Below are 26,357 nucleotides of genomic sequence, written 5' to 3'. Positions count from 1 at the left end.
ATGTCGCGTCAGTCGGACTTGACGACGGCCGTCGCCTTGAATCCGCAGCACTGGATCTCACGGACGGGTGCGACGGACGTCTTGCGGATCCGGTCGCCGCGCAGGGTGCCGGTCGTGTCGACCGTGTCGGCGACGACGCCGATGCCCACCCGGCCGCCGGTGATCTCGTTGTGGTCGGTCGTGCCGTTGCCGTCCTGGATGACGATCCCGAAGAACCGGTTGCCGGTCAGCCGGTTGTGGCTGATCCGGCAGCAGTCGGGGCTGAAGATCTGGTAGATGCCGATGTCGGTGTCGGAGACTTGGTTGCGGGAGATCTCCGTGCCCGACGGGGTGCCGATGGCGGCGATGCCGGGGGACTGGAACTCGCTGATCGGATCCCCGCCGCAACCGGGGAGGGTGCATACGGCATGGGAGACCCGGTTGCCGGTCACGGTGGCCACCGCGCTTCCGACGACGATGCCGGCCTGGGCGGCCGGGATCTGGGCACCGCCGGTGACGACGTTGTTCTCCGCGACCACCCGGGAGGGCGTGCCCTGGCTCGGGCCGTTCAGATTGATGCCGTCGGTCTGGTAGCGGGTGACCGTGACATGGGTGATCCGTCCGGAAGCGGCGCTGCCGGACGCGCCGTCCACCTGGACGAAGTCCGGCAGTCCGACGGTCACGCCCCGGCCGAACGCCTGATCGGCCGGACAGGGCGGGGCGGGCAGCATGTCGACGACGCGCGTCCGTGACAGGTCGAGAACGGAGGACTGGAGCGCGGTGATGCCGCTGACCAGTTGATTGCACGGCACCGGCCCGGTCACGGTGAAGCCGGACATACGGACGTGGGCGCCATGGGCGATCCGCACGACGGACGTCACCGGCACACTGTGGCGCACGTCCTGGGCGAAGGGGGTCAGCGTCGCCGGCGCCTTGATGACCGGCGAGCCCTTGCCGGCGGCCTTGAGCGTGAGGTCCTTGCCGCTGACGACGACCTCCTCCCGGTACGTACGCGGTTGGACGAGGATCGTGTCACCCGAGGCGGCCGCGTCCACCGCCGCCTGGATGGTGCGGTAATCGCGCGGTACGACCAGCGTCGACGCAGCGTGGGCGGCGGGTGCGATTGCCACCAGGGCGCCCAGCGCCGTCAGGACCGACAGGACCGCGAGGAAGCCCCGCGCACCCGGTGTTTGCGACCTCTTCGAAGCGCGCTTCATGGAACTCCTCGCTCATCACATGGGCGAACCAGGCAAAAGTGTGGATATCCGTTCATAGGGATATGTGGCGATGCGTCCTGTGATTCAAACGAGGGTCGCCTGTCTGGTCGCACGTCCGCCTCGCCGCGCGGCACCGCTTGACCGTGCCTACGCTTGACTGGTCACCGCCGGGCATGGGCGGGGGGACCCCGCGTGAAGCGGGCGGCGGTCCGACTCCCTGCAGCACCGGAACCGGAAGGCAGTCTCGTCATGGCTACTGCACCTGAGTTCGACACCCCCGTTCTCGACACGATCGCCGCGATGACGATCGACTCCATCGAGCATTGCCACATGGAGGAGCGCACGCTCATCCTCAGCCGTATCGCCGCCCTCGTGGCCATGGACGCACCCGCGATCTCCTACCTGGCCCACGTCAACCCCGCGATCAAGGCCCAGTTCACCGTCGAGCAGCTGCAGGATCTCCTCGTGGCGATCGCACCCGTCGTGGGGACGGCACGCGTCATGTCCGCGGCCGGCCACATCGCCCAGGCCTTCGGTGTCGCACTCGAACTGGCCGACAGCGAGGCCGAGGCCATAGCGCGGGCCGAGGCGGACAGCCGCACCGGTATCTGAAGGGCGTTGTCGCGATCGGCCCCCGGCCCGGGCCGTCGCGTCAGCCGATCGGCGCCGGCATGGGCCGGATGTCGTAGTGGAGGCGGATCGTGTCGCCGGTGGCGGGGTCCGCCAGTTCCACGGTCCAGCCGTCGGCGAACTGGTCGACGCCGGGGGCCATGGGGAGGGTGCCGGAGAAGAGGACGGTGCCGGGCGTGAGCGCGCCGCGTGAGCGCAGGACGCCGATCCAGTAGGCGGGGGCGAGGAGTTCGGCGAGGGTGCCGTGCTGGATCTCCGTCGACGTGTCGCCGTGGGTGACCCAGGCGCGCAGCACGAGGTCGTCGAGGCGGGACTCCACATCGGCCAGGCGCCAGGCGCGGCGGGCCAGGACGTCGGGGCCCGCGTTCTTGCTCCAGGCCACGCCGTGCACCTCCAGGTCGCGGTCCGTGTGGTCGCTGGCGGCGGTCAGCAGCAGCTCGCCGCCGCCGGACACGACGAGCGCCCACTCCGCCTCGCCGGAGGTGTGCCCGTGCTGCGCGTGGACCCGGTCGGTCTGCTGGGCGAGGTAGGGGGAGACCGGGTAGAGGGCGGGCGTCACGGACGGACCGGGCACGCCCAGCTCGGCGAGCTCCGCGACATGCGCGGCGACATCCTCCTGGCTGCGCCCGGCGTACCCGGCGTTGAGGACCTGGACGACGTCGACCTCGCAGGTCGATCCGTCGGGCAGTTCGAAGGTCAGCACGGCCATGAGGGCACTCCCAGAGCTCGGGTCCGCGGTGAAGCTCTCACGCGGGGGCTTGCGCATACTGCCTGTATACAAGAAGTATGCCGGAAGGTCGATGTGCGGCCCCGGACGTTCGACGTGCGAAGGAGGACCGCCCTGTGCGGATCGCCCTGAGTCAGCTCATCACCGGCCCCGGCCCCGGCAGGAACCTCCCGCTCGTCGAGGAGTGGACCCGGCGCGCGGCGGACGCCGGAGCCCGCGTCGTCGTCTTCCCGGAGGCGTCGATGGCCTGCTTCGGCACCCCGCTGTCACCGCTCGCCGAGCCCCTCGACGGTCCGTGGGCCGACGGCGTGCGGCGCATCGCCCGGCACGCTCTGGGCGCCGGCCCCGAGCTGCCGGTGGCCGACCTGGACATCGACGAGGTCGCCGCGGTCCGGCGGCGCACCTCCGTACTGGCGAACAGGCGCCCGGAGGTGTGGCGATGAGCAAGCCCGAGCTGGAGTTCCACTTCCCCGACGGACCATGGCGGACCCCGGCCGGTGCCGGACCGGGCGTCGAGGAGCGCGTCCTGGCCGACGACCCCGGGCGCGGATCCCGTACGGCGCTCGTCCGCTGGGCGCCGGGCACCGACACCTCGGCGGACGGCGTGACACGCCACGACTTCTGGGAGGAGGTCTACCTGGTCGAGGGCGCGCTGCACGACCTGACCCTCGGCCGGACCTTCACCGCAGGCATGTACGCCTGCCGCCCGCCCGGCATGCCACACGGCCCCCGGACCTCCCAGGAAGGCGTCACCATGCTGGTGATCACCTACCCGGACACGCCCTAACCCGCGAGCAGCACCCTGAGCGTCGACTCCAGGTGGTGGTCGATGGCGGTACACGCGGCCTCTGCGTCACCGGCCGCCAGGGCGTCCAGGATGGCCTCGTGTTCCTCCAGTACCGCTGCCTGGCGTCCCTGCCGGTTGAAGAGGGCGACCACTCCGGCACGGACCTGGCGGCTGCGCAGGCCGTCGTAGTGACGGTCCAGGAGGGCGTTGCCCACGGCGGACACCAGGGCGGCATGGAAGCGGTGGTCCACGGCGATGAACTCCCGTGCCTGGTCGGCGCCGGTGAGCTCGCGCTGCCGTGCCAGCAGGGAGCGGAGCTCCGCCACCGGCGCCGAGCCCCCGGAGACGAGCTGCTGGGCGGCGTACCGCTCGACGATGCCCCGCAGCTCCATGAGCTCGCGGATCTCCCGCCCCGTCAGGGGCGAGACCCGGGCGCCCCGCTTGGGCACCAGCTCGACCAGATCCTCGGCCGCGAGCTGCAGCAGCGCCTCCCGGACCGGGGTGCGCGAGACGCCGATCCGGTCCGCGAGCTCCTGCTCCGACAGGAAGGCGCCCTGCATCCCGGGATCCGTCAGCACGGTGTCCTTGAGGTACGCGTACGCCTTGTCCCGACCGGACGTCACGGCAACCCCCAGGTATCGCATACAGCCTGTATACGGACGCTACCACGCACCTTCCGGAGGCTTCGGCGGCCGCTCACCCCGGTGCACGGCCGCCCTTTCCCGCCACGGCGTCAGCCGATGGCGTACGCCCGGTACACCGTCTCCACCGAGCGGTCCCCGGCGGAGCCGGTCACCTCGGAGCGCAGGGTGACGGCGCCGGAGGCCGGGTTGCGGACGGACGCCTGCCAGGTCGAGCCGGAATGCTTGACGGTCGCCGCCTTCCAGGTCTTGCCGCCGTCGGCGGACGACCAGACCTTGACGGTCTTGGCGGTCACCTTGGTCAGCTTCTCGTCCGGGTTCTGGGAGTCACGCCCCGCGGTCACGTCGACCGTGGTGGTGCTGTTCGGCGCGGCCTGGTTGTGGCTGTTCAGCCCGGTGGGCAGGAAGCGGGTCAGGAAGACGGGCGCGACGATCGCCCTGGCCGGGTCGGCCACCTTGAAGTACCAGTCGAGGGTGGTGCGCGACGACAGCATGCCGGCGGGGAAGGTGATGCCCGGCCGGTAGCGGTGGGCGTCGACGGTCAGGCGGTACCAGCCGGCCGAGCGGATGCCGGCGGAGAACTCGGCGTCGCCGTTGCCCCAGTTGGTCAGGGTCTTCTTCTTGACGGTGGTGCCGCCCTTGGACAGGACCACCGTCTCCTTCGTCGGGTCCCCCCAGCCGCCGCCGATGTCGGGGTCGCCGATCAGGGAGTCCGGAATGAAGGTGACGGACTTCCCTCCGAGCAGCGGCAGGTAGTGCAGCGGGCTCCACACGGCCCGGCCGAAGGACTGGGTGAAGCTCTGCCCCGCCTTCAGCGTCCGGACCTTCGGGAAACCGCCGCCGACGTCGTCGCCGTTGTCCGCGAAGATGTCGGCGCGCGGCTGCCAGGTCCCGGGAGTCACATGGAGGGTGGCGCTGTACGGCGCGTCGCCCTCGCCGACATCGGCCATCAGGTCGGTCGTGCAGTCGTCGGTCTTCGGATGTGCCTGGAGCGCGGTGTCGATCAGAGTGCCCATCTGCGTACCGCCGCGCACCGAGAAGCGCATCGTCGCCAGCTTCGACCGCTTGAACGACCCGCCGGGCGCGGCCGGGATGCCCTTGGTGTTCTTCACGGCCACGTAGCCGTCGTTGCCCGACCACTGCGCCAGGTACCCGAACTGCAGCAGCTTGGACGAGTTCGGGATGGCGTAGAGCGCCCCCTCGTTGTTCCAGCCGCCAGCGCTGTCGGCGGAGGGCATGTCGCCGGTGGCGGCGCACACCTGAGCGCTGATCCGCGGCGGGCCGGTCACGTCGGCGGGGGTGTCGAGCGAGACCTTGACGGCCTTGCCCTTGCGCGCGTCGAGCGTCACCGACTTGCTGCCCGACACCTGGACGACCGTCGCGCCGACGGTGTCGGTGCCCAGGCCGTCCGTGGTGCTCTCGTAGATGTCGGTCATCGCGATGTAGCGCCCCGACGGCAGGCTGATCCGCTTGCCGGACTTGACGCTGTACCTCTCACCGGACGGTACGGCGACGACGGTGACCGTCGTCGCGACCTTGCCGCCGTGCCGCCCCAGCGTGGTGACGGTCAGTGAGGCCGACGCCGCATGCGCGGAAGTGGCGGAGGCGGCGGACGCGATCAGCGGTACCAGTGCCGCCACGCCGACGAAAGCGAGCGATCTTCGTCGCACCATCATCATCAACTCCCCCTTGAAACCCCGAAGTCGGCCAATCCTAGCCGTGTCACGGACATGGCAGATCCGAGGCGAGGGGGGCGGGCGGCGCACTCGCGCCCTCCGGGCGATCCGCCAGCATCGGGCTCTCACTCGGTGGTGTGAACCTCTTCCCGTACGCCCGCGGTGACCTGGGGAAGCAATGGTTTTGGGGTGTTGTGTCCGACCTGGACTCCGCGTACATGTCGCTATGGCTGCTCAACCACTTCAGCACCTTCACACTGGCCGTCCTCACCGTCGGCGGGACCGTTCTCGCGGCCGTCGCCGGCAGTCTGCGGGATCATCCTCGCGTTCGTCATCGTCACCCTGTGGACGCAACTGGAGGACACCCAGACCATCGTCGCCTCCGAGGCCACCGACGCGGCGCTCATCACCCGCGACGCGGCCGCGTTCCCGGCGTCGGTGCAGACCCGCCTCGACTCCGCCATGAGCGGCTACGTCCACGCCGTGGTCGAGGACCAGTGGCCCCGGATGCGTGCGGGGCACCCCAGCTACGGCGCCACGGAGACCCATCTCCAGGCCGCCTTCCACGTGCTCCAGACCTACGACCCGAAAAGCCGGCAGGAGCAGGTCTTCTACCAACAGGCCGTCGGCCATCTCGACGACGTGGCCTCCCAGCGCCGCGCCCGTATCACCATGGCCCGCCAGGAACTGCCGCCGCTGCTCAAAGCGTTGGCCATCGGCGGTGCCCTCGTCCTGGTCCCGCTCACCTTCCTCTACGGCATGGGCAAACTGAGGGTCCAGATCCTGTTCGTCGCCTCGGTCGCCGGACTCGTCGGCTTCAGCCTGCTCCTGGTCTTCGTCCTGGACCGCCCCTTCGCCGGCGACCTCAGCGTCAGCCCCGCCCCGTATCGGGAAGGGGCCCTCGCCCAGTACTGGGCGAAGTGAGCGGCGCTGCGCACGGCGGCAGGTGACGGTTGCCGACTACGCGGGAGGGGCGTAGGGGTTTCCGTCGGGCCCCAGCGGGCCACCCCACGGCGTCGCCGGCGGCGGGACCGGGGTCCAGCCCGGGCCGCGGTGATCCAGCCACCACCTGCCGATGGTGTGGAACTTCTCCTCGAAGCCGTGATCCCAGCTGAGGAACCCGGTGCTCGGCGCCCGCAGGCGGGTCCGGCGGCCGCCTGCCTCGAAGATCACGACGGCCCGGTTTCCCATGAGCGGCTCGATCTGGATGGCCTGGACGTCCGACCACAGGATGGTCCTGCGGGGGAAGTTGTGCACGATGGCCGCGGACGGCGTGAGAGTGACCCCGGTGGACCGCGAGGCGATCAGCACCACGACCAGCAGGACCCCCCACACGAGCAGCAGGACGGGCCGAGGACGGTACGGATTCCTGCCCAACCAGGACAAGCCCTGTAGGAGCGTGATGACGATGGCGGGCATCGCGGACAGCAGGCGTTGGAGGGGTGTCAACCGGAAACGGATGCGCTCCGGCGGCACAGCCCCGACCTGCGATTGCTCCATCGCTCCCCGCCCCTAGGACAACACGGCCCACACGGGCCCAGTACCGCCAAGGCAGCATGGCGGACCGGAGGCGCGCTGTCCATCGTGAAAACGGCGTCTGCGCCGCACCGCGGAACCGCCCGGGCAACGATGTCAGGAACCCGACCCCGCTCCCGGCCGGGAATCGTCACAGATGTCCAGGATCTTGCCGAACGGCCTGCGCAGCACCACGGCCACCGGGGCGGTGTCGCCCCTCGCGTACCGGGCCAGTCCGGCTCGCGCGACGTCCGTGTCCGCGCGGGGATCCCGCCCCGCGAGGAGAGCCTCCAGGGCACGCGCGGTGGCCTCGGCGACCGGGAGGAGCTGGGTCCGGGCCCGGGAGAGGGTCGGGGTGGGTCCGTGGCGCACCGTGCAGATCTCGACCTCGACGGCCAGGGTCACGAGATGGGTCGCCGCCCGGACCGCGCGGTCGATCCGGTCGCCCAGTTCGGTCACTTCGTCCCGGTGGCGCCGCCGCAGCGGATTGAACCGCATGGCCTGTTCGGCCTCCCGCGCCTGGGCCCCGTACCCGCGCAGTCGGTCCGCCGCTGCCTGCGCCGACGCCCGGTTCGCGCACGCCGCGTCCGGCGTCCCGATCGCCCGCGTGCTGCGCACCAGACCCTCCGCCAGACCGTCCGCGCACTCCCGCGCCAGCGTCTCCGCCTCCCGACGGGGGTTCCGCGGCCAGAGCAACGGACCGAGGACAGCGGTGACCGCGCCCCCCAGCGCGTTCTCCCACAGCCGCGCAAGGCCGTACGAGTCGGGCGAAGGGTTGGCGAAGACCAGCAGCGAGGTCACCGCGACCTGCACGTTCAGCGTCGTCCCGGAACTGACGACGGTCCCGCACAGCAGGGCCAGCCCCAGCACGACGGCGAGGACGACCGTGGTCGGCCTGAAGAGACTGACCACCGTGATGCCCAGGGCCACCCCGGCCATCACACCGAGGATCCTCAGCAGCAGTGCCGCCAGGGAGGAGGCGGAGTCACCGCGCAGGCACAGGAGGGGAACGATGGCGGCGAACACCGGCGGCTGATCGGCCCCGGCCCACAGCGCCGCCTGCCAGCACAACACCGCGATCACCAGAATCCGGGCCGCCGACGGCCCCTGCACCCGGAGCCTGCGGCGCACCTGCGTCCACGGGGAAGCGCCCGTCACCCGCCCACCATGGCACACACCCCGGCCCGCCGCCCTCCGGCGACGCCCAGGGACGTCAGTGGCCGCCGACGGCGAGTTCGTAGTCGCCGATCAGGTCGCCCAGCAGGGTGCCGGCGGTGAGGTCGCTGGTGACGTGGCCTGCCATGTAGAGGCGGGAGTAGAGGACTTCGGCGCGCATCCACTCGTAGTCCGCGGCGCGGTGCGGGGAGAGGACGCTGAGGAAGGTGACCGCCGCGGCGGAACGGGTCGCGTGCCGGGACGGATAGGAGTACGGGCCCTTCGCACCGGGCTGGATGTGCTTGTCGGGGCGCAGGGTCGGGTCGAGGACGAACGGAGCCGGCTGTTTGTCCTTGGCCGCCAGCTGGTCGCTGATGGTCTTGGCCAGCTTCAGGGCCGCCTTCAGCTCCGCCTTCTCGGCCTTGCCCCGCGCAGCCGGGACCAGCTCACGCTGGTCGTGGAGGTAGACCTGCCAGATGTCCTTCTTGCCGTGCAGCTCCAGCCAGGTCGCGGCCTTCTTCCCGGCCGCGGTGCGGGTCTTGGCGAGGGCCTGGTCCTCACGGAGTTCGGTGGCGCGCTGCTTCGCCGACGGCGGGGCCGGGACCTGCTGCGACGCCCAGGCGGAGAACGCCTTGTCGTCGCGGGCGGTGCCGTGGGTCTTGCGCCACTCGGCGAACAGGGCGTCGGCCTTCGTGCGCTGGGCGTCCGCCGCCTTGCCGATCGCTGCGATTTCGGCGTCGGTGAAGAGCGTGGGCGGCGGGGCCTGCTTGATCCGTTCCGTCGCGCCGGGCTTCTTGGCGGTGACCGCCGTGACCAGCTGCGGTTGCAAGGTGCTGACGGCGACCGCCGCGACGGCGAGCAGTGCGATCAGCGGGTAGCGCCATTTGATGCCGCGCAGGACGTTCATGCGGCGGGGGTCCTTTCGGGAAGCGGTGCCGGGAGCGGTGCCGGGTGCGGTGCCTGGTGCGCCTCGGTGGTGAAGTGGGCGCGGGCGAGGCGGCGTACGTCGTGGTCGGGCAGGCCGGGGGTGAGCAGGGCTTGCCCGATGACGTATTTGCTGAGCGAGACCGGCCGGACCCCCATGCCGAGCAGCAGCCGGTCGGCGGGGGCGGGGCGCGCTACGCCCTTGGTCTCGATCAGGACGTGCCCGGGGTCGAGCGTGGCGGTGCGGTCGTCGAGGCGGCAGCCGAGGGTGCCGTCGAGGGTGACGCGGCTGCCGTGGCCGAGGTCGGCGAGGGCCGCGCGGACGTAACGGACCTCCACGGCGGCGGACAGTTCCTTGGCCGTGACCGGGACAGCGGCCTGCTCCAGCACCGACTCGACGAACTCGGCCGCGGGGCCGGACAGTTCGCCGTACTCGGCGGCCGGGACTTGCAGGGCGTGCTTGACCGTGGCGCCGCGGCCGTCCTTCGTCTTCACCTCCACCCGGCACAGGCCGTCCTCGGCGTACAGGCGGGTGCGGACCTTCCAGCGCCGCCGCCGCTGCTGGACGTGGGCGCGCCAGGCGCTCAGCTCCGGGGTGTCGAAGTACGTACTGAGGTAGCTCGTCGTACGACGGCCCGTGCCGAGGTCGAGGACGTGGTGGCTGTCGGCGAGGCGGGTGACGAGGTGGCGGGCCCGGTCGAGCGGGACCAGGTATTTGCGGTCGACGCGGTGCTGGAGCGCCGCCGCCGCGTCCACCTCGGCGAGGGTCGCGCCGCGCAGCTCCGCCAGGCCCAGCCGGGCCGCGAGGGTCATGGCGCAGTCACCGGCTCACGCGGCTCGAAGTCCGGGGCGACGGCGGGCTCCTGCGGCTCGGCGGGGTAACGGGCGGAGACCCGGGTGGTCTCACGGACGTAGTCGACCTCGTCCACGACCACCGACAGCGGCGCCTGACCGAAGCGGAACGCCACGTCCGCGGCGATCACGGAGGGGTCCGGGTAGACCCGGTCGAGGGTGAGCTTCACCGTCCGGGTCGGCGGCTCGTACGACGTGGGGTCGTCGACCACGAGCACGGCGATGAGAACCACGACGTCCAGCGCGACCACGAGCCAGGTCTGCCGGTGCGGCAGGCCCGTGCACAGGGCAATCACCAGGGTGACGAAGGTGTAAGCGACGTCCCGGAGGGTGAACGCGGCGCTGCGCAGGCGGACCAGGGAGAGGATGCCGAACAGGCCGAAGCCGACCCCGGCCGGGAACTTGCCGGCACTGATCGTGGTCATCGCGGCGAACAGGCCGATGTTGAGCGCGGCCAGCACCAGCGGCATCGCGGGCACGCTGGGCCGGCGCCGGTACAGCCAGCCGACCAGGATCAGCAGGGCGATGACGTCCAGACCGCCGCGGGTCATCAGGTCGGTGACCGTGAGGTGGTCGGTGATGCCCTTGGCGGCGAGCACCGATGCGAGCATGGGGGTCCCTTCCGTCACGGCACGCCGGACGGCGTCGGACGGCGGACCGGTCGCGGTCCGCGGAGCACCGCGACCTGAAGGACGGTAGGGATGTCACATGAACAGACCATGAAGCCTTCCCGGTGGACCGGACGCGCCCCGCGGCTGGTTAGCCTGGCCGGTATGCACTGCCTGGTCGTCGACGACGAGACCCGCCTGACCGATCTGGTCGTCCGCTACCTGACCGAGTCCGGACACACCGCCGAGGGCCGCTACGACGGTCCGTCCGGTCTCGCCGCCGCCCGTGACCCCCGCCTGGACGCCGTACTGCTGGACGTGATGCTGCCGGGCATGGACGGCGTGGAGGTGTGCCGGACCCTGCGCGGCGAGGGCATCGACGTTCCCGTGATCCTGCTGACCGCACGCGGTGCGATCAGCGAGCGGGTGGCAGGGCTGGACGCCGGTGCCGACGACTACGTGGTCAAGCCGTTCGCGATGGAGGAACTGCTGGCCCGGCTGCGGGCGATATCCCGGCGGCGCCCCGAGCCCTCCGGGCGCCTGACGGTCGGCGACCTCGTCCTCGACCCGGAGCAGCAGCGGGCCTGGCGGGCCGACACCGAACTGGAGCTGTCCCGGCGGGAGTTCGGCGTACTGCGGGTGCTCATGGAGAACGCCGGGTGCGTGGTCACCCGCCTCCAGCTGCTCGACGAGGTCTGGGACGGCGAGACCGACCTGCGCAGCAACGCCATCGACGTGCACGTCTCCAAGGTGCGCGCCAAGGCCGACCGGGCCTTCGGCCGTACGACGATCACGACCCTGCGCGGACGCGGCTACCGCCTGGAGACCACCCCGTGAGCCGCCTTCCCGGCGGGCTACCGCCTGGAGACCGTCCCGTGAGCCGCCTTCCCGGCCGGCTGCGACCGTGGTTCCGGCGGCTGCCCGTCGTGGCCCGCCTGGTGCTGGCCGTCGCCGTCACCATGTCCCTGGTCCTGGCGGGTACGGCCGGCCTGGTCTACTGGCGGGTCCAGACCGCCCTGGACCGGCAGCTGAACGACGACCTGACCACGTACCGGCACAGCCTCGACCGCGCCGTGCGCACCGGGCAGGAACTCCCGCCGGGCCCCAGCGGCAGCCTCCAGCAGGTCCTGGACGCACAGGGCCGGGTTCTGGTCTCCAGCGCCGCCCTGCGCACCCAGTCGCTGCTGACTCCGGCCGAGCTGGGTGCCGCCGTGCGCGGCGCCACCGTCCGGCGTGACGTCGGCTCCCTCCTGCCGATCACCTCGGACACCCTGCGTCTGCAGGCCGCACGCGTCACCGTCGGCGGCGAGGGCCGGATCGTCATCGCCGCCGTCAGGCGCGGCCACCGCGACGAGGCGCTGCGCGAACTCCTCGCCCAACTGGCCCTCGCCTCCGGCCTGACCCTGATCGCTGCCTCGTACGTCGGCTACCGCACGGCCCGCGCCGCCCTTCGCCCCGTCGAGCGCTACCGCGCCGGCGCCGCCGGTCTCGCCGACGGCGCCCAGCACCTGCGCCTGGACGTGCCCGCCGACCGCGACGACGAGATCACCCGGCTCGGCCACACCCTCAACCACATGCTCGACCGGCTGGCGGCGTCCGCCGAACGCGAGCGCCGGTTCGTCGCGGACGCCAGCCACGAACTGCGCACCCCGCTCACCCTGATGCGCGCCGAACTCGACGTCGCCCTGCACCGCCCGCGCTCCGCCGGCGAACTCACCGAGACCCTGCGCTCCGTGGACACCGAGGTCCAGCGCCTGATCGACCTCTCCAACGCACTCCTCGACCTGGAGGAACTCGGCACCACCCAGCACCTCAGCCGGGCCCCCGACGATCTCGCCGACCTCGTCGACACCGCCGTCGCCCCCCATCTGCGCACCGCCGAACGGGCGGGGCGGGCCGTGACCGTGGCCGCCGCCCCCGCGACCGTCGACGTCGACGTCCGGTGGCTGCGGCCCGCGATCGCCAACCTGCTCGACAACGCCCTCCGCCACGGGAGCGGTCGCGTCGGCGTCACCGCCACCGTCCATGAGGGCGGCCTGCGGCTGTGCGTCACGGACGAGGGGACCGGCTTCCCGCCGGAGTTCCTGCCCCGGGCGTTCGACCGCTTCGCCCGCGCCGAGGCCAGCCGCACCGGTGAGGGATCCGGCCTGGGGCTCGCCTTCGTCCAGGCGGTGGCCACCGCCCACGGCGGCACCGCGCATGCCGAGAACACCGGGCGCGGGGCCTGCGTGGTCCTCACCCTGCCCTGCTGACGGCTCCCGGGCCCGATGGCCGGGTACGGTGGGGGCATGGCCGCCCCGCCGCTTCCGGGCCCGCTGGCGCACCTGGCCCCGCTGCTCGCCCACTACGGCTACTGGGCCGTCGGCGCTGTGGTCCTCCTGGAGGACTTCGGCGTCCCCGCCCCCGGAGAGACCATCCTGATCGCCGCCGGGATCTACGCCGGGGCGGGACAGCTCAACATCGTGGCCGTGGCGGCCATCGCGTTCACCGCCGCCGTCATCGGGGACAACATCGGCTACCTGATCGGCCACACCGGCGGACGGGCCTTCGTGCACCGCTGGGGCCGCTATGTGTTCATCACCCCGGAGCGCTTCCAGAAGGCCGAGGAGTTCTTCACCCGCCACGGCGGCAAGATCGTCGTCGTCGCCCGTTTCGTCGAAGGACTGCGCCAGGTCAACGGCATCATCGCGGGCACCAGCGGTATGCACTGGCGCCGCTTCCTCGTCTTCAACGCCATCGGCGCCGCGCTGTGGGTCGGCCTGTGGGCGAGCCTCGCCTATGTGGCGGGCACCCACATCACCGCCATCTACGACGAGATCAGCCGCTACCAGCTCTACGCCCTCATCGCCCTCGGCGCCCTGGTCGCCGCACTCGTCCTCCGGCACGTATGGCGCCGCCGGCACCAGGACTGAACCGGCGGGCCATAGCACGCGAGCGAGCCGCTTGGGCCGGACCGGCACTGAGCGGCTCGCTCGGCACGAGCCCCGGTGACGCGTCGTCAAGGGACCGCGCGCGTTGCGGGGAAGACGTAGGCTCAGGCGTCTGCGTCCGCCTGGAGTTGGGCGAGTCCGGCTTCGAGGTGGGCCATGGTCTCGCCACCGGCCATGAGGTCGGTGATCTCCTCGCGGGTGCGTTCGCCCTTGCGGAAGTCGTCGGCCGTCTGGCCACGGATCAGGACGGCGAAGTGATCGCCGACCATCGTGCTCTGGGTCAGGGCCCGGTCCTTCATGGCCAGGAGGAATGCCCCGTTCCCGCGGAGCGGTGCAGAGGGAGCCGAATCGCCGTCAGGGCGATGAGGCTTCTTTGTCCATGGCGCTGAGGGTGGCCACGCACAGGCGGTGGTGACGGGGAGTTGAACATCCGGAGGCCGGTGGCCGGTGGCCGTCCGGGGCGGCAGCCAGGAGTGGTCACTCACACAGGTGATGTTGATCGATGGTGTGCGCGGGTAGGGGACAAAATGGCTGGTTTCGTGGCATGTCTCGTTTCCGGATGTGCCCGACGCCCGCGCAGGCGGAGCAGATGCTCCTGCATTGCGCGCACGCCCGGTACGTCTGGAATCTGGCTGTCGAGCAGCACGCGTCGGTGAGCTCTTCCGCGAACTGCGGGCGAACGGCTTCGGCGGCACCCTCACCGCCTGCGTGTTCGCCTGGGAGGAGAAGGCCGAGGAGTCCTCCCTGTTCATGCGGGAGAAGATCAGCGAGCACCTGCCCGCCTGGACGTGACCTCCCGGCGAGCCGTGCCGCACATGCCCCGACCCGGGAGTGCGGGCGATAGTGGAGGTGGAGTCACGCATTCCGGCGGCAGTTCCGGGAGGACCGTTGGCCGAGGTGGTCGGCGGTTCGCGCGTGGTGGTCGTCATGGGTGTGTCCGGGTCCGGCAAGTCCACCGTGGGAGCCCGGCTCGCGGATCTGCTCGGTGTGCCGTTCCTGGAGGGTGACGACCTCCATCCCGCGTCGAACCGCGTCAAGATGGCGTCCGGGCACCCGCTGGACGACGCCGACCGGCGGCCCTGGCTGGCGGCGATCACGGAGTGGATCCGGGTCACCGCGTCCGGTGGACACGGAGGCGTCGTCGCCTGTTCCGCGCTCAAGCGCGCATACCGCGACTGGTTCCGGCGCACGGGAGCGGACGTGTGGTTCGTGTATCTGGCCCTCGACCGCGAGGTGGCCGAGCGGCGCATGGCACGGCGCAGGGGCCACTTCATGCCGGCGGGGCTGCTCGACTCCCAGTACGCCACGCTGGATCCGCTGCACCCCGACGAACCCGGCGTCACCATCGACATCAACGCCTCGGAGCGCCCGGGGCAGGTTCTGGCGGCCGTGGTGCGGGCGGTGTCCGCGCCGGACCGGTGAACCGTCGGCAGCCCGGGGCCTCGCCCGACGAGCCGGTGCAGAAGCTCCGGCATACGCTGATCGAGGGGGTGCATTCGGGTGAATCGCGCACCGGAAGGGACGCCCCGATGGACGGCTACCCGCTGATCGAGAACCACGGGCTGATCGGCGATCTGCAGACCGCGGCGCTGGTGACCACCGAGGGGGCGGTCGACTGGTTCTGCTCCCCGAGGTTCGACTCACCGAGTGTGTTCGGGGCGCTTCTGGACCAGGAGAAGGGCGGCCACTGCACGGTCAGGCCGGCCCACCCGACCCATTCGACCAAGCAGTTGTACCTGCCCGACACGGCGATCCTGGTGACCCGGTTCATGACCGAGGCGGGCGCCGGCGAGGTGATCGACTTCATGCCCGTGACCGGTACGACGACCACGCGCCGCCACCGCCTGGTCCGCCTGGTCCGCTGTGTGCGCGGCACCATGACGTTCGACGTGGAGATCGCCCCGCGGTTCGACTACGGGCGCAGCAAACACGAGTTGCACCTCACCCCGCACGGAGCGGTCTTCGTCGCGGAGGACGGCACGGAACTCACCGTGCACCCCATCCGGGAGCCGGAGGACGAGCCGCTCACGGACATCCTGACGCACCGGGACGCCGACCTTCAGGTCTCACTGACCCTGGAGGCCGGCGAGCAGCGCGGGCTGATCCTGGAGATGGGGGCCGACGGCCCGCCCAGGGAGATCCGGCGCGACGAACACGAACAGCTCTTCGAGGGCGCGGCGGGGTTCTGGCGGTCCTGGCTGGCGCAGTCGCGTTACGCCGGGCGCTGGCGGGAGGTCGTCGAGCGGTCCGCGATCACGCTGAAGCTCATGACCTTCGCCCCCAGCGGCGCCGTGGTGGCCGCTCCGACGGCGGCCCTCCCGGAGCAACTGGGCGGCGAACGCAACTGGGACTACCGCTTCACCTGGATCCGGGACGCCTCCTTCTCCGTGTACGCGCTTCTGGGACTGGGCTTCACTCAGGAGGCCAGGGCGTTCATCGTCTGGCTGGGCAACCGGGTCAAGGAGCGGGCCGGCCGCGAGGGGAGCACGGGCCCGCTCAACATCATGTACAAGGTCGACGGCTCCTCCGACCTGACCGAGCTGATCCTCGGCCAATGGGAGGGCTACGAGGGTTCGGCCCCGGTGCGGATCGGCAACGGCGCCGCCACCCAGCTCCAACTGGACATCTACGGCGAGGCGTTGGACAGCATCTACTTCGCGCACCAGCACGGCTTCGAGGTCGCGCATGGGGGCTGGACCTCGCTGCGGACGGACCTGGAGTGGCTGGCCGACCACTGGGACCAGGCGGAGGAGGGCATCTGGGAGACCCGCGGCGGCCGCCAGGACTTCACCTACGGCCGGGTGATGTCGTGGGTGGCGTTCGACCGCGCGGTTCGGCTCGCCGAGTTGAAGGGGTGGCCGTCCGCGGCCGACCGCTGGAGGGCTGAGCGGGACACCGTCTACGAGCAGGTCATGGCGAAGGGGTGGAGCGAGGACCGGCGGGCCTTCGTCCAGCACTACGGCAGTGAGGTCCTGGACTCCTCGCTGCTGCGGATGGCGACGGTCGGGTTCCTCACCCCGGGGGATCCGATGTGGGCGTCGACCCTGGACGCCATGGAGGAGGAACTGGTCAGCGACAGCCTGGTCTACCGCTACAACCCCAGTGCCTCGCCCGACGGCCTGCGCGGCTCGGAGGGCACCTTCTCCCTGTGCACGTTCATGTACGTCGACGCGCTGGCACGCGCGGGACGGACGAACCGGGCACGGCTGGTGTTCGAGAAGATGATGGGGTACGCCAACCATCTGGGCCTGTACTCCGAGGAGATCGACCCGACGGGCCGTCAGCTCGGCAACTTCCCCCAGGCGTTCACCCACCTGGCCCTCATCGACTCGGCCATCACTCTGAACGACGCTCTCGACAGACGGCAGGTCCAGCCCCTTCCGTACTAGGAAGGGTCCGAGGGGGCGTCCCGCCGCAGCTCGGCGTCGGTGAGGCCCTCCAGTTCGCCGTGGGTGTCCATCCAGTACAGCAGGGCGACCGCGGGAAAGACGAGCACGAGGGCGACGACGGTGACGAGCACCAGCCAGCGCAGGGTGGTGTGGGCGCCCGCGCCCTCGGCGACGGTCAGCGAGGCCGGGATGAGATAGGGGCGCTGCGCCATGCCCCAGGCGATGATCGCCGAGGCGACCACGCCGACCGCCGTGACCCGGGACCAGTGCCCCGAGGGGCGGGTCAGCAGCCATACGGTGGCGAGCGTGGCCAGCGCCGCCACGATCACGAAGACGAGCCCGACGCCGTGGGTGAGGCCGTGCCAGACATGGGGTGCGTCCCCGTGGGTGACGAACAGGGCGACGACGGCGAGTACGGCGACGGCGGCCAGGGCGCCGAAGGCCCGCCGGCGGAAGTAGCGGTCCAGGTCCGGGGCGCCGAAGCGGCGGGCGTCCGCGGCGAGGAAGACGGCGCCGAGCGTCGCCGTGGCCGCGATGGAGAGCAGGCCGAACAGCAGGGAGGTGGGGTTGGCCCAGGCGTCCGTGGACGCGGTCGTCGTGGCGGTGACCCGGCCCGAGGCCACCCCGCCGATCGCGGCGCCGAAGAAGAACGGCGTCAGCAGCGAGGAGACGGCGAACACCGCCCCGTACAGGCGGCGACCGGAAAGCCGCCGCACGGGCTCGCGCAGGGCGAAACCGGCGCCGCGCAGCACGATGCCCACGGCGGCCAGCGCCAGCGGCAGCCACATGGTGGTGAAGACCTGCTGGAAGAGGACGGGGAACCCGGTCCACATGATGACCAGCGCGAAGATCAGCCAGACGTTGTTGACCTCCCAGACGGGCTCCATCGCGTGGTCGATCAGCCATCGTGGGCGCTTGCCGCGCTCGGCTCCGCCCGCGGTCAGGTCCCAGAAGCCGGCGCCGTAGTCGGTGCCCCCGCCGCAGGCGTAGGCGGCGATCGCCAGCAGCAGGACGACGGCGACGACCCCGGCGATCACGGCCGGCTCCCGGTGGAGCGGGGTCCGTACGGGGTGTCCGTCTCCGGCAGCTCCGCCTGGGGTGTCTCCTCCGGCGGCCGCGGTCCGCCCTTGGCGTCGGCGAGCCGCCAGCGTGACCGCATCTTCAGCAGCACCACGAGGAACGACCCGAAGACGAACACGTACACGACGATGACCAGCGCGAACATGATCCACAGGCTGGCGGAGCGGGTCGCCGTCACCGCCTCGGCGACCCGCATGTTCTGGTACACGATCCACGGCTGGCGGCCCACCTCGGTGGTGATCCAGCCGCACTCGACGGCGAGCACGGAGGCCACGCCCGCGCACGCCGCGCCGCGGAAGAACCACGGGGAGACGGGAAGCCGGCGGCGCCAGAGCCACAGGACGCCGTACCAGAGGGCGAGCAGGAGCAGCAGGGAGCCGATCCCGACCATGATGTCGAAGGTCCAGTGGACGAGGGTGGCCTGGGCGGTCGTCGGCCGGTCGCTCGCGGGGACCGCGGTGAGCCCGGTGACCTTGGTGTCCGGGCGGAAGCCGGCCAGGATGGAGTCGAGCTGCGGGATCTTGATGCCGCCGGAGACGGTCCCGTCCGGATGCAGCCGGCCGAGCAGGTACTCCGGCATATGGGTATTGGTCTTCCAGACGATCTCCATGGCGGCGAACTTCACCGGCTGCTTGTGGAAGACCTGCCGGGCGATGGAGTCGCCCAGCACGAACTGCACCGGCGTGAACACGGCGGCGAACGTGAAGGGGACCGTGAAGCCGAGCCGGTGGTACCGGTCGCGGCGGCCGCGCAGCCAGCCCTTGGCGTAGACGCCCGCCGTGACATAGCCCGCGGTGACGAACATCGCCACGACGAAGTGCCAGTACTCCGGGCCGAAGATGGGGGTGAAGATCGCCCTGCGGACGTCCACGTCCACGGGGTTGCCCGCGGCGTCGAGGGTGAAGCCCCGGGGCGTGTTCATCCACGAGTTGGCGGCGATGATCCCGAAGGCGCCAAGGAGGGCCGCGAAGGGCAGCGGCAGGGCGACCAGGAAGTGGGTCCGGGCGGGAAGCCGCCGCCAGCCGTACAGGTAGACGGCGATGAGGACGGCCTCCAGGAAGAAGCCCCAGCCCTCCACCCCGAACCCGAGGCCGAAGACATCGCCCCACCGGCCCATCATGCCCGGCCACAGCAAGCCGAACTCGAAGGAGAGGACGGTGCCGGTGACGACGCCGATGGCGAACTGGACGGCCATCACCGCCGACCAGCGCCGGGCCAGCAGCAGAGCGGTCGCATCGCCGTGGCGCAGCCCGTAGCCGTGCATGATCAGCGTGATCAGCGGCAGCGCCACGCCCAGCGGCACCAGGATGATGTGCGTGACCAGGGTGAAGGCCATCATCGATCTGGCGGGCAGCGTCTGCGCCGGTACGTCCGCCAGCAGCAGGACCGTGTGCATCTGTCGTCTCCGGGGCCGGCGCGGGCGGGGTGCGGGTCAGCCGCCGGTGGCGAAGCCGGGGAAGAGGGTCATTCCGCCGTCGACGTACAGGGTGGCGCCCACGACGTAGTCCATGAGGTCGGAGGCCAGGCCGACGGCCGCGTAGCCGATGTCCTCGGGGTCGCCGACACGGTCGTAGGGGATCAGCCGCAGCAGGTCCTCCAGGGCCTCGGGCGTGTCCCAGGCGCTGCGGTTGATGGGGGTCCTGATGGCGCCGGGGGCGATCGCGTTCACGCGGATCTTCTTCGGGGCGAGCTCCTGGGCCAGCGTCTCCATCATCATCTGCACCCCGCCCTTGGAGGAGGCGTAGTTGACGTGCCCGGCCCACGGGATGATCTGGTGCACCGAGCTCATGCAGATGATCTTCCCGGCCGCGCGGGAGACCTCGGGGACGACTCCGCGCCGCAGGAACTCCTTCGTCGCCTCACGGGCGCAGAGGAACTGGCCGGTGAGGTTGACATCCAGGACCTTCTGCCACTGGGCCAGGGTCATCTCGGTGAACGGGGCGTCCCGCTGGAGTCCGGCGTTGGCGACCAGGATGTCGATCGTGCCGAACTCCTGCACCATCCGGTCCATCATGGCGACGACCTGCTGCTCGTCGGAGACGTCCGCCTCGTAGGCGGCCGCCCTGACCCCGAAGCCGGTGATCTCCTCGACCACCTTCTCGGCCTCGTCGCCACCGGCCACGTAGTTGACCACGACATCGGCGCCCGCCCGGCCCAGGGCGACCGCCGTCGCCCTGCCGATCCCGGAGTTCGCGCCGGTGACCAGCGCCTTCTGGCCCCTCAGCAGGTGCGCGGGGATCACGTCCCGGGGTGCGCCCTCGGTGGAACTCACGATGTCCTGCCCCTCCACTGCGTGCCCGCCTCCGCCGGGCCCGTCGCCCGGAGGTCAGGCCTCAGACAAGCACCGGGCGGGGACGGCGGCATGGCACGGCGGACCGCGTTGCGCTGCCCGGCGCAGGATGTTCGCCCGGTCGGGGTCCGGGTTCCCGCGCGGGCTCAGGCCAGTCGCTCCAGCAGGTGGTCGCCGACCCGGAGGGCGTTCGCGATGGCCGTCAGGGACGGGTTCACCGCGCCGATGCTCGGGAAGAAGCCGGTGTCGACGACGTACAGGTTGTCCAGGTCGTGCGCCGTGCAGTTGACGTCCAGGGCCGAGGACGCCGGGTCGGTGCCGAAGCGCACCGTGCCGGCCTGGTGTGCGGTGGCCCCGATCGGCATGCCCTTGTGCAGGTAGATGCTGTGGGACAGCAGACGGTTCTCGCGCATGCCCAGATGGTCGAGCATGTGCTGCAGTCTGTGCCGCAGACGCTGCAGGCCTTCGATGTTGTTGCCCTCGTCGAGGGTGAGCCGGATCCGGCCGTCGTCCTCCAGGGTCACCCGGTTGTCGGGCCGCGGCAGGTCCTCGCCGCACAGCCAGAAGCCGACGGCGTGATGGGCCAGCACCTCGAACGGCATGTCCGGCGCGACCGCCCCGGCCCAGCGCGGGGCCTCGCCGTGGATCTGCTCGGCGTCCGACTTGCCGAGCATCTGGATCCCGCCCAGCGGGTACTCCCAGTCGTCCGCGCCCAGGTACCAGTCGTGCAGGGCGAGGGTTTTCTGGAACCGGGTGTCGTTGGGCTCCTCCGAAACGGCCATCAGCGCCAGGTTGTTGTGGCGCATGTAGTGCCTGCCGACCACGTCCGAGCTGTTCGCCAGGCCGGGCGGTGCCGGTCGTTCGCCGAAGCCAGCAGCAGCGCTCGAAGTCCAGCCAGTCCAGCAGATGCAGCCCCATGGCGTTGACGGCCGGCACTTGTACGGGGAACCCGACCTCGGCGACCGCGCTCGGCGCGGCGTCGCTGTTGCCGTCCGAGCCCAGGACGGACACGCCCCGCTCGGCCAGGAAGTCCATCGCCGTCGGATGCAGGCCGGCCCGGGCCCGCGTCACGTCCCAGGGGCCGAGGCTGCGGCGCCGCAGCCGGTGCCCCACCCGCACGAACAGCAGGTCACCCGGTCCGACCGTGGCCCCCTGGGCGGCCTCGGCCGCGGCGAGGTCCTCGGCGGTCACCTGCCCGCCGGGTTCGAGCCAGGGCACCTCGCGCAGCCGGGGGACGTCCAGGAGGACACCGCGGCCGACGATTCCGTCCCGCACCAGATCGAGGGTGAGCGCGCCCGCGCCGTCCGGGGTCACGGTGCTCGACGGGACACCGCCGTACAGCTCGCCGTCGAAGATCACATGGCAGAGCGCGTCGAGGTGGCCGTCGACGTCGTTGTGGACGTTCGTGGCGAACCGGGCGCGGGCGAACGCGAGGCCGGGGGCGGCGGTCTCCGGGTGGGCGGGAGCCGTCATCCGGTGGGAGGCGGGCTCCGGACTGTCCGGGCCGGACCGGGTCTCCACAGTCGCGGCCAGCGACACGGTGCGCCCCGACCGGACCTCGGCCACGACCGCCACTACCCGCTCCGGTGTCAGCAGGTTCAGAGCGCCGCGGAGTTCCTCCCCACCGCCCCGGGGCCGGCCTCGCAGCCGGCGGTACAGATCGCGGAACGCCGCTTCGGTGAGGGGCCGCGGTGCCGTGGGACGGGAGGGGACGGGCTGGTCCGAGGCCATCGGGACACCTCCTGCTCCTGCTGACTGCTGCGGCCGACTGCTCCCGGCGACTGCGCCTGCCGCCTGCTTCTGCCGACGCTTCTCTCGACACCGAACCACCGGGAAGGCCGGGCCACCCGCCGGGGGCGGGCGGATTGCGCCGATCGGCAGAAGGGCCGAACCCTGCCGGGCCTTGGGCACACGCCCTCCCGGGGTGCGGGCGCCGGGTGTGCGGCCTAGGCTGATCAGGTGGAATTCCAGGATTTCTAGGCGGTCTTGCAGACGCTCGTCGCCCTGCCGGCGATGACCGATTCCTTCCGCGCGGACCCGACGAGCGCGACCCCTTCCCGTCCGGCCTGTCCCGCGCTTCGCGCGCCGGAGCGGCGCCGGCTCCAGGGCCCGCGTCCCGCGGTCCGTCTGCAGTCCGTCCGGCCCGTCTGCAGTCCGTCCAGTCTGTCCTGCAATCCGTCTCGCAGTCCCTGTGGAGGTCGGGATGAGAGTTGTCGTGGATCTTTCCCGATGCGAAGGGTACGCGCAGTGCGCGTTCCTCGCTCCGGACGCGTTCCGGATGCACGGCGAGGAAGCGCTGATGTACGACCCGAACCCGGACGACGCCCAGCGCGACCGGGTGCTGCGTGCCGCTGCGGCCTGCCCGGTCCAGGCGATCCTGGTCGACCGGCTGGAAGGGCGGTCGGAGGAGCGGGGCGTACCGGTGGAGGCGTCGAGGTCATGACCAGCGCCGACAACCTGCGCGCGTTCAAGCGCGACGGCCGCATCGTGATCGTCGGGGCGTCACTGGCGGGACTGCGGGCCGCGGAGTACCTGCGCGACGAGGGTTTCACCGGATCGCTGACGATGATCGGCGACGAGACGGGCGAGCCCTACGACCGTCCCCCCTTGTCCAAGCAGGTACTGACGGGGTGGGTGCCCGCCGACGGCACCATGCTGCCGCGACGCCGTGAGATCGACGCGGAGTGGCTGCTCGGCGTACCCGCCGCCGGGCTGGACCTGGCCACCGACAACGTACGTCTCGCCGACGGACGAGAGGTCCCCTTCGACCGGGTGCTGATCGCCACCGGGGTACGGGCCCGGCCCTGGTTCGTGGAGAGCGAGGCGGAGCTGGACGGGGTGTTCGTCGTCCGCACGCGCGAGCATGCCGAAGGCCTGCAGCGGGCGCTGGCCGCCGGGCCCTCCCGGGTGCTGGTCATCGGCGCGGGGTTCACCGGCTCCGAGATCGCCTCCATCTGCCGTGAACGGGACATCCCGGTGACCGTTGCCGAACTCGCGCCGGCCCCGCTGGTCGGGGCGCTCGGCGCCATGATCGGCGAGGTGGCCTCGGACCTGCAGCGCGCGCACGGCGTCGACCTGCGGTGCGGTGTCAAGGTCACCCAGCTGGAGGGCGACAGCCAGGGGAAGCTCCGTCGCGCCCACTTCGACGACGGCAGCACCCTCGACGTCGACGTGGCGGTGGTCGCGCTCGGCGGCATCCGCAACACCGAGTGGCTGCAGGGCTCCGGACTGGCGGCGGGTGTCTGGGGCATCGCCTGCGACACGGGCTGCCGCGCCCTCGACCTCAACGGCCTGGTCACCGACGACGTCTTCGTCGCCGGAGACGTGGCACGCTGCCCGAACCCCGTCTACGAGTACCGGCTCATCTCGCTGGAGCACTGGGCCAACGCCGTGGAGCAGGCCGAGGTCGCCGCCCACAACATGGTCAACGGCCAGGCGGACCGCTGGCCCCACCTGTCCATCCCGACGTTCTGGTCGATCCAGTTCGGCGTCAACATCAAGTCCGTCGGTGTGCCGACCTTCGCCGACGAGGTGGTCGTCACCCAGGGTTCGGTGTCCGAGCACCGCTTCGTCGCCGCCTACGGCTACCAGGGCCGGGTCACCGCCGCGGTGAGCTTCAACAACGCCAAGTGGCTGGACCACTACCGGCGTCTCATCGAGACGGCCGCGCACTTCCCGCCGTCCTGCCCCACGCCCGACCAGCCCGTCGACTCGAAACCGGTGCCCGTCGACTTCCCCGGCCCGGTCCTGCTCGCGCAGGGAGCCACCGTGGTCGTCACCGGACACAACCCGAGCGAGCGACGCGTCACGGCCGCGTACCAGCACCACCGGTAGGAGGGAGCGCCAGATGACCACGACCGAGATGCCCGACACGCTGCACCGGATCCTCGACTACTCCTCCCGGTCCGACCCGTACCCGCTCTACGCGGAGCTGCGCAGGACACCGGTGGCCCGGCAGGAGGACGGCAGCTACGTCATCAGCACGTATCGCGAGCTCGCCGACATCCTGCACAATCCGCACCTGAGCTCCGACGTGCGCAATCTGTCGCATCCGATGCCCTCGCACGAGGGGGAGACCACGCCGGCGTTCATCAACCTCGACCCGCCCGAACACGACCGCCTGCGGCGCATGGCGATGCGCCACTTCGGGCCCCCGCACACCCCGGGGCTGGTGACCGGCATGGAACCCGCCCTGTCCGCCGCCGTCGACGGTCTGATCGACGACTTCGCGGGCAAGGAGCGGATCGACATCGTCGACGACCTCGCCTACCCGTTCCCCGTCACGGTGATCTGCCGTCTGCTCGGCGTGCCGCGCGAGGACGAGCCGAGGTTCAGCCTGTGGGTGAACGACATCATCAACTCGATCGACTACGACGCCAGAACCGATCCGAAGGAGAAGCTCGACAAGGGTGTGCAGGCCCGCGCCGACCTGCGCGAGTACCTCGGCGGGCTGCTGGCCGAGCGGCACGGCCGGCCGGGCGCCGACCTGCTGTCACGGCTGGCCAACGACGACGGGCCGGACGGCCGGATGACCGACGAGGAGATCATCAGCACCGCCAACCTGCTGCTGATCGCCGGCCACGAGACCACCGTCAACCTCATCACCAACGGCATGCTGACGCTGCTGCGGTACCCGCAGGTGCTGCAACGGCTGCGCGAGGACCCGGATCTGGCCGTACCGCTGGTCGAGGAACTGCTGCGCTACGAACCGCCCGTGCACATCATTCCCTGGCGGGCGGCGTACAGCGAGATCACCGTCGGCGACACCGTCATCCCGCAGGGCTCGCAGATCATGCTGATGCTGGCCTCGGGCAGCCGCGATCCGGACCGCTTCCACGATCCCGACCGCTTCGACCCCGACCGGACCGACAACCAGCACCTCGGCTTCGGCAGCGGTATCCACCTCTGCTTCGGCGGACCGCTGGCCCGGCGGGAGGCCCAGATCGCGCTGACCGAGCTGGCACGCCGGCTCGACCACCCCAGCCTGGTCGCCGACCCGCCGCCGTACCGGCGCAGCCCGGTGCTGCGCGGGCCGATCCATCTGCAGGTCGAGCAGAACGGCGGTTAGCGGGGCTGCTCAGCCTCAGCCGGCGAGGATGCTGATGCCGTCGCCGAGGAGTTTGAGGCCGAGCACGAAGAACAGGACGGCCAGGACGGCGACGTTGTGCTGCGCCGCCCAGTCCCGCCAGTTCCCGAGGATGGACTTGGCGCGTTCGCCCATGACCAGGTAGACGGCGAGCGGCGCGAGCACCCCGAGGGACGCGATCACCACGAAGATCGCGAGGGTGCCGATCTGCTGGGGCACCGAGATCCCGGCGGAGCTGATCGAGGCGGCCGCGGCGATGGTCAGGGGCGCGTTCTTGAGGTTGCCCGCCGAGAGCAGCAGCCCCAGGCCGAGGACCTTGCCGGGGCCGAAGCGGTCGATCGCCGCCATCCACTTCGGGAGCTGCGCCTGGGAGGGGTCCCTGGGGCGGCGGCGCCACTGCAGGGCGCCGAAGAGGGCGAGGAGCGCGCCCAGTGCGAGTTTGAGGGCTCCGACCCAGGTGGCGGGGTGCTTGTGGGCGGAGGCGCCGCCCGACCCGCCCACGGCCAGCATGATCGCGCCGAGCGCCGCGAGCCCGAGCACCCATCCGAGGGCGAACAGCAGTCCGTTCAGGCGCCCCTGGGGGGTGGCCAGGATGAGGATGATCGCCACGATCGGCAGCGGACTGACCGCGACGCCCGCGGCCAGCCCCAGCACATCACCGACAGCGTGTCCCACTGCGGCCTCCGGGGGAAGAGGGTCGGATGATCCGGCCTGGCCACGGGCGCCGCGCGCAGCCCTCTCCGCCATCGTGGAGGCCCCCGGGGCCGTCGGCCATCGGCCACCGGCGAACGGGTGACGGCCGGCGCTCCGCCCTGTCCACAGGGTGTGGAAGACCGGCGGCGCCAGGAGGCCGGTCACCTCGCCGTACGGG

The 26,357-nt window shown here is 71.4% G+C and carries 26 protein-coding genes and 4 pseudogenes; 14 read left to right on the top strand and 16 right to left on the bottom strand.

Annotated elements, in window-relative coordinates; translation table 11 throughout:
- Positions 1 to 8: 8 nt before the first annotated feature.
- On the bottom strand, positions 9 to 1,196 hold the full coding sequence (locus tag EDD90_RS26200; protein ID WP_123975478.1) for a nitrous oxide reductase family maturation protein NosD: 1,188 nt from the start codon (positions 1,194 to 1,196) through the stop codon (positions 9 to 11).
- Between the two features lie 249 nt (positions 1,197 to 1,445).
- Here EDD90_RS26200 and EDD90_RS26195 point away from each other — a divergent pair, with 249 nt between their 5' ends.
- Positions 1,446 to 1,808: a carboxymuconolactone decarboxylase gene (locus EDD90_RS26195; RefSeq protein WP_123975477.1), complete on the top strand. Its 363-nt coding sequence runs from the start codon at positions 1,446 to 1,448 to the stop codon at positions 1,806 to 1,808.
- 40 nt (positions 1,809 to 1,848) lie between these two features.
- Here the strand turns inward: EDD90_RS26195 and EDD90_RS26190 are convergent, their stop codons facing one another.
- Positions 1,849 to 2,535 (bottom strand): DUF2848 domain-containing protein, encoded by a 687-nt coding sequence (locus EDD90_RS26190; RefSeq protein ID WP_123975476.1) that lies wholly within the window; start codon positions 2,533 to 2,535, stop codon positions 1,849 to 1,851.
- A 134-nt stretch (positions 2,536 to 2,669) separates the two neighbouring features.
- Between EDD90_RS26190 and EDD90_RS59080 the strand changes: the two are divergent.
- Both EDD90_RS59080 and EDD90_RS26180 read left to right on the top strand, forming a co-directional pair.
- A pseudogene (locus tag EDD90_RS59080) lies at positions 2,670 to 2,879 on the top strand (acyltransferase); the annotation flags it as partial.
- A 113-nt stretch (positions 2,880 to 2,992) separates the two neighbouring features.
- The gene (locus EDD90_RS26180; protein WP_123975474.1) at positions 2,993 to 3,340 is read left to right on the top strand and encodes a cupin domain-containing protein; all 348 of its coding nucleotides are present in this window, start codon (positions 2,993 to 2,995) and stop codon (positions 3,338 to 3,340) included.
- Here the strand turns inward: EDD90_RS26180 and EDD90_RS26175 are convergent.
- Both EDD90_RS26175 and EDD90_RS26170 read right to left on the bottom strand, forming a co-directional pair.
- Positions 3,337 to 3,984: a GntR family transcriptional regulator gene (locus EDD90_RS26175; RefSeq protein WP_260328067.1), complete on the bottom strand. Its 648-nt coding sequence runs from the start codon at positions 3,982 to 3,984 to the stop codon at positions 3,337 to 3,339. The genes EDD90_RS26180 and EDD90_RS26175 overlap by 4 nt on opposite strands.
- An 89-nt stretch (positions 3,985 to 4,073) precedes the next feature.
- On the bottom strand, positions 4,074 to 5,654 hold the full coding sequence (locus EDD90_RS26170) for a hypothetical protein (protein WP_123975473.1): 1,581 nt from the start codon (positions 5,652 to 5,654) through the stop codon (positions 4,074 to 4,076).
- A gap of 192 nt (positions 5,655 to 5,846) precedes the next feature.
- Here EDD90_RS26170 and EDD90_RS26165 point away from each other — a divergent pair, with 192 nt between their 5' ends.
- Positions 5,847 to 6,581 carry a DUF4239 domain-containing protein gene (locus tag EDD90_RS26165; RefSeq protein ID WP_311737218.1) on the top strand — a complete coding sequence of 245 codons (735 nt, stop codon included), beginning with the start codon at positions 5,847 to 5,849 and terminating at the stop codon, positions 6,579 to 6,581.
- A gap of 36 nt (positions 6,582 to 6,617) precedes the next feature.
- On the opposite strand, the gene EDD90_RS26160 is transcribed toward EDD90_RS26165, so the two are convergent.
- The 5 genes from EDD90_RS26160 to EDD90_RS26140 form a co-directional block, all read right to left on the bottom strand.
- Positions 6,618 to 7,157, bottom strand: coding sequence for a hypothetical protein (locus EDD90_RS26160; RefSeq protein ID WP_123975472.1), 540 nt, complete (start codon positions 7,155 to 7,157; stop codon positions 6,618 to 6,620).
- A gap of 132 nt (positions 7,158 to 7,289) precedes the next feature.
- Positions 7,290 to 8,330 carry an FUSC family protein gene (locus EDD90_RS26155; protein WP_185149223.1) on the bottom strand — a complete coding sequence of 347 codons (1,041 nt, stop codon included), beginning with the start codon at positions 8,328 to 8,330 and terminating at the stop codon, positions 7,290 to 7,292.
- Between the two features lie 55 nt (positions 8,331 to 8,385).
- Entirely contained in the window at positions 8,386 to 9,234 is an 849-nt protein-coding gene (locus EDD90_RS26150) for a phosphatase PAP2 family protein (protein WP_123975470.1), read from the bottom strand.
- On the bottom strand, positions 9,231 to 10,064 hold the full coding sequence (locus tag EDD90_RS26145) for a polyphosphate polymerase domain-containing protein (RefSeq protein WP_123975469.1): 834 nt from the start codon (positions 10,062 to 10,064) through the stop codon (positions 9,231 to 9,233). Before EDD90_RS26145 ends, EDD90_RS26150 begins: the two co-directional genes overlap by 4 nt.
- On the bottom strand, positions 10,061 to 10,714 hold the full coding sequence (locus EDD90_RS26140) for a DUF4956 domain-containing protein (protein WP_260328066.1): 654 nt from the start codon (positions 10,712 to 10,714) through the stop codon (positions 10,061 to 10,063). Before EDD90_RS26140 ends, EDD90_RS26145 begins: the two co-directional genes overlap by 4 nt.
- A gap of 108 nt (positions 10,715 to 10,822) precedes the next feature.
- On the opposite strand from EDD90_RS26140, the gene EDD90_RS26135 reads away from it, so the two are divergent.
- The 3 genes from EDD90_RS26135 to EDD90_RS26125 are packed head-to-tail and all read left to right on the top strand — an operon-like array spanning position 10,823 to position 13,623.
- Complete coding sequence (locus EDD90_RS26135; RefSeq protein WP_260328065.1) at positions 10,823 to 11,548, top strand: response regulator transcription factor; 726 nt, start codon at positions 10,823 to 10,825, stop codon at positions 11,546 to 11,548.
- Between the two features lie 38 nt (positions 11,549 to 11,586).
- A complete protein-coding gene (locus tag EDD90_RS26130) occupies positions 11,587 to 12,963 on the top strand; it encodes an ATP-binding protein (RefSeq protein ID WP_123975468.1) in 1,377 nt (458 codons plus the stop codon).
- 36 nt (positions 12,964 to 12,999) lie between these two features.
- Entirely contained in the window at positions 13,000 to 13,623 is a 624-nt protein-coding gene (locus tag EDD90_RS26125; protein WP_123975467.1) for a DedA family protein, read from the top strand.
- Positions 13,624 to 13,745: 122 nt separating this feature from the next.
- Here the strand turns inward: EDD90_RS26125 and EDD90_RS26120 are convergent, their stop codons facing one another.
- Positions 13,746 to 13,940, bottom strand: a complete 195-nt coding sequence (locus EDD90_RS26120) for a hypothetical protein (RefSeq protein WP_221305125.1) — start codon at positions 13,938 to 13,940, stop codon at positions 13,746 to 13,748.
- A 203-nt stretch (positions 13,941 to 14,143) separates the two neighbouring features.
- Between EDD90_RS26120 and EDD90_RS59075 the strand changes: the two are divergent.
- From EDD90_RS59075 to EDD90_RS26100, 4 genes and pseudogenes are all read left to right on the top strand, one after another.
- Positions 14,144 to 14,242 (top strand): annotated as a pseudogene (locus EDD90_RS59075) (hypothetical protein); the annotation flags it as partial.
- Positions 14,242 to 14,433, top strand: a complete 192-nt coding sequence (locus EDD90_RS26110) for a hypothetical protein (RefSeq protein WP_311737217.1) — start codon at positions 14,242 to 14,244, stop codon at positions 14,431 to 14,433. The pseudogene EDD90_RS59075 and the gene EDD90_RS26110, both read left to right, overlap by 1 nt.
- 135 nt (positions 14,434 to 14,568) lie before the next feature.
- Positions 14,569 to 15,063, top strand: coding sequence for a gluconokinase (locus tag EDD90_RS26105; RefSeq protein WP_123981640.1), 495 nt, complete (start codon positions 14,569 to 14,571; stop codon positions 15,061 to 15,063).
- Positions 15,064 to 15,170: 107 nt separating this feature from the next.
- Entirely contained in the window at positions 15,171 to 17,030 is a 1,860-nt protein-coding gene (locus tag EDD90_RS26100) for a glycoside hydrolase family 15 protein (protein WP_123975466.1), read from the top strand.
- Here EDD90_RS26100 and EDD90_RS26095 read toward each other — a convergent pair.
- The 5 genes and pseudogenes from EDD90_RS26095 to EDD90_RS58625 all read right to left on the bottom strand — a co-directional run.
- Complete coding sequence (locus EDD90_RS26095; RefSeq protein ID WP_123975465.1) at positions 17,027 to 18,067, bottom strand: cytochrome d ubiquinol oxidase subunit II; 1,041 nt, start codon at positions 18,065 to 18,067, stop codon at positions 17,027 to 17,029. The genes EDD90_RS26100 and EDD90_RS26095 overlap by 4 nt on opposite strands.
- Positions 18,064 to 19,506, bottom strand: coding sequence for a cytochrome ubiquinol oxidase subunit I (locus tag EDD90_RS26090; RefSeq protein WP_123975464.1), 1,443 nt, complete (start codon positions 19,504 to 19,506; stop codon positions 18,064 to 18,066). Before EDD90_RS26090 ends, EDD90_RS26095 begins: the two co-directional genes overlap by 4 nt.
- A 36-nt stretch (positions 19,507 to 19,542) precedes the next feature.
- Positions 19,543 to 20,382: an SDR family oxidoreductase gene (locus tag EDD90_RS26085; RefSeq protein WP_260328064.1), complete on the bottom strand. Its 840-nt coding sequence runs from the start codon at positions 20,380 to 20,382 to the stop codon at positions 19,543 to 19,545.
- Between the two features lie 164 nt (positions 20,383 to 20,546).
- A pseudogene (locus tag EDD90_RS26080) lies at positions 20,547 to 21,286 on the bottom strand (GMC oxidoreductase); the annotation flags it as partial.
- 161 nt (positions 21,287 to 21,447) lie between these two features.
- Positions 21,448 to 21,873, bottom strand: a pseudogene (locus EDD90_RS58625) (cyclase family protein); the annotation flags it as partial.
- Positions 21,874 to 22,603: 730 nt separating this feature from the next.
- Here EDD90_RS58625 and EDD90_RS26070 point away from each other — a divergent pair.
- From EDD90_RS26070 to EDD90_RS26060, 3 genes are read left to right on the top strand one after another with little or no spacing between them, the layout of a single operon-like run.
- Complete coding sequence (locus EDD90_RS26070) at positions 22,604 to 22,843, top strand: ferredoxin (protein WP_123975463.1); 240 nt, start codon at positions 22,604 to 22,606, stop codon at positions 22,841 to 22,843.
- Complete coding sequence (locus EDD90_RS26065; protein ID WP_123975462.1) at positions 22,840 to 24,234, top strand: NAD(P)/FAD-dependent oxidoreductase; 1,395 nt, start codon at positions 22,840 to 22,842, stop codon at positions 24,232 to 24,234. The genes EDD90_RS26070 and EDD90_RS26065 overlap by 4 nt, the downstream gene beginning before the upstream one ends.
- Before the next feature lie 13 nt (positions 24,235 to 24,247).
- Complete coding sequence (locus EDD90_RS26060; protein ID WP_123975461.1) at positions 24,248 to 25,468, top strand: cytochrome P450; 1,221 nt, start codon at positions 24,248 to 24,250, stop codon at positions 25,466 to 25,468.
- Positions 25,469 to 25,483: 15 nt separating this feature from the next.
- Here EDD90_RS26060 and EDD90_RS26055 read toward each other — a convergent pair whose 3' ends face one another.
- Positions 25,484 to 26,161 (bottom strand): GAP family protein, encoded by a 678-nt coding sequence (locus EDD90_RS26055; protein ID WP_123975460.1) that lies wholly within the window; start codon positions 26,159 to 26,161, stop codon positions 25,484 to 25,486.
- Positions 26,162 to 26,357: the final 196 nt, after the last annotated feature.

The sequence above is a fragment of the Streptomyces sp. Ag109_O5-1 genome, from assembly GCF_003814875.1.
GTDB classification, from domain to species: Bacteria; Actinomycetota; Actinomycetes; order Streptomycetales; family Streptomycetaceae; genus Streptomyces; species Streptomyces sasae.
This window is presented reverse-complemented; position numbering and strand designations above follow the sequence as displayed.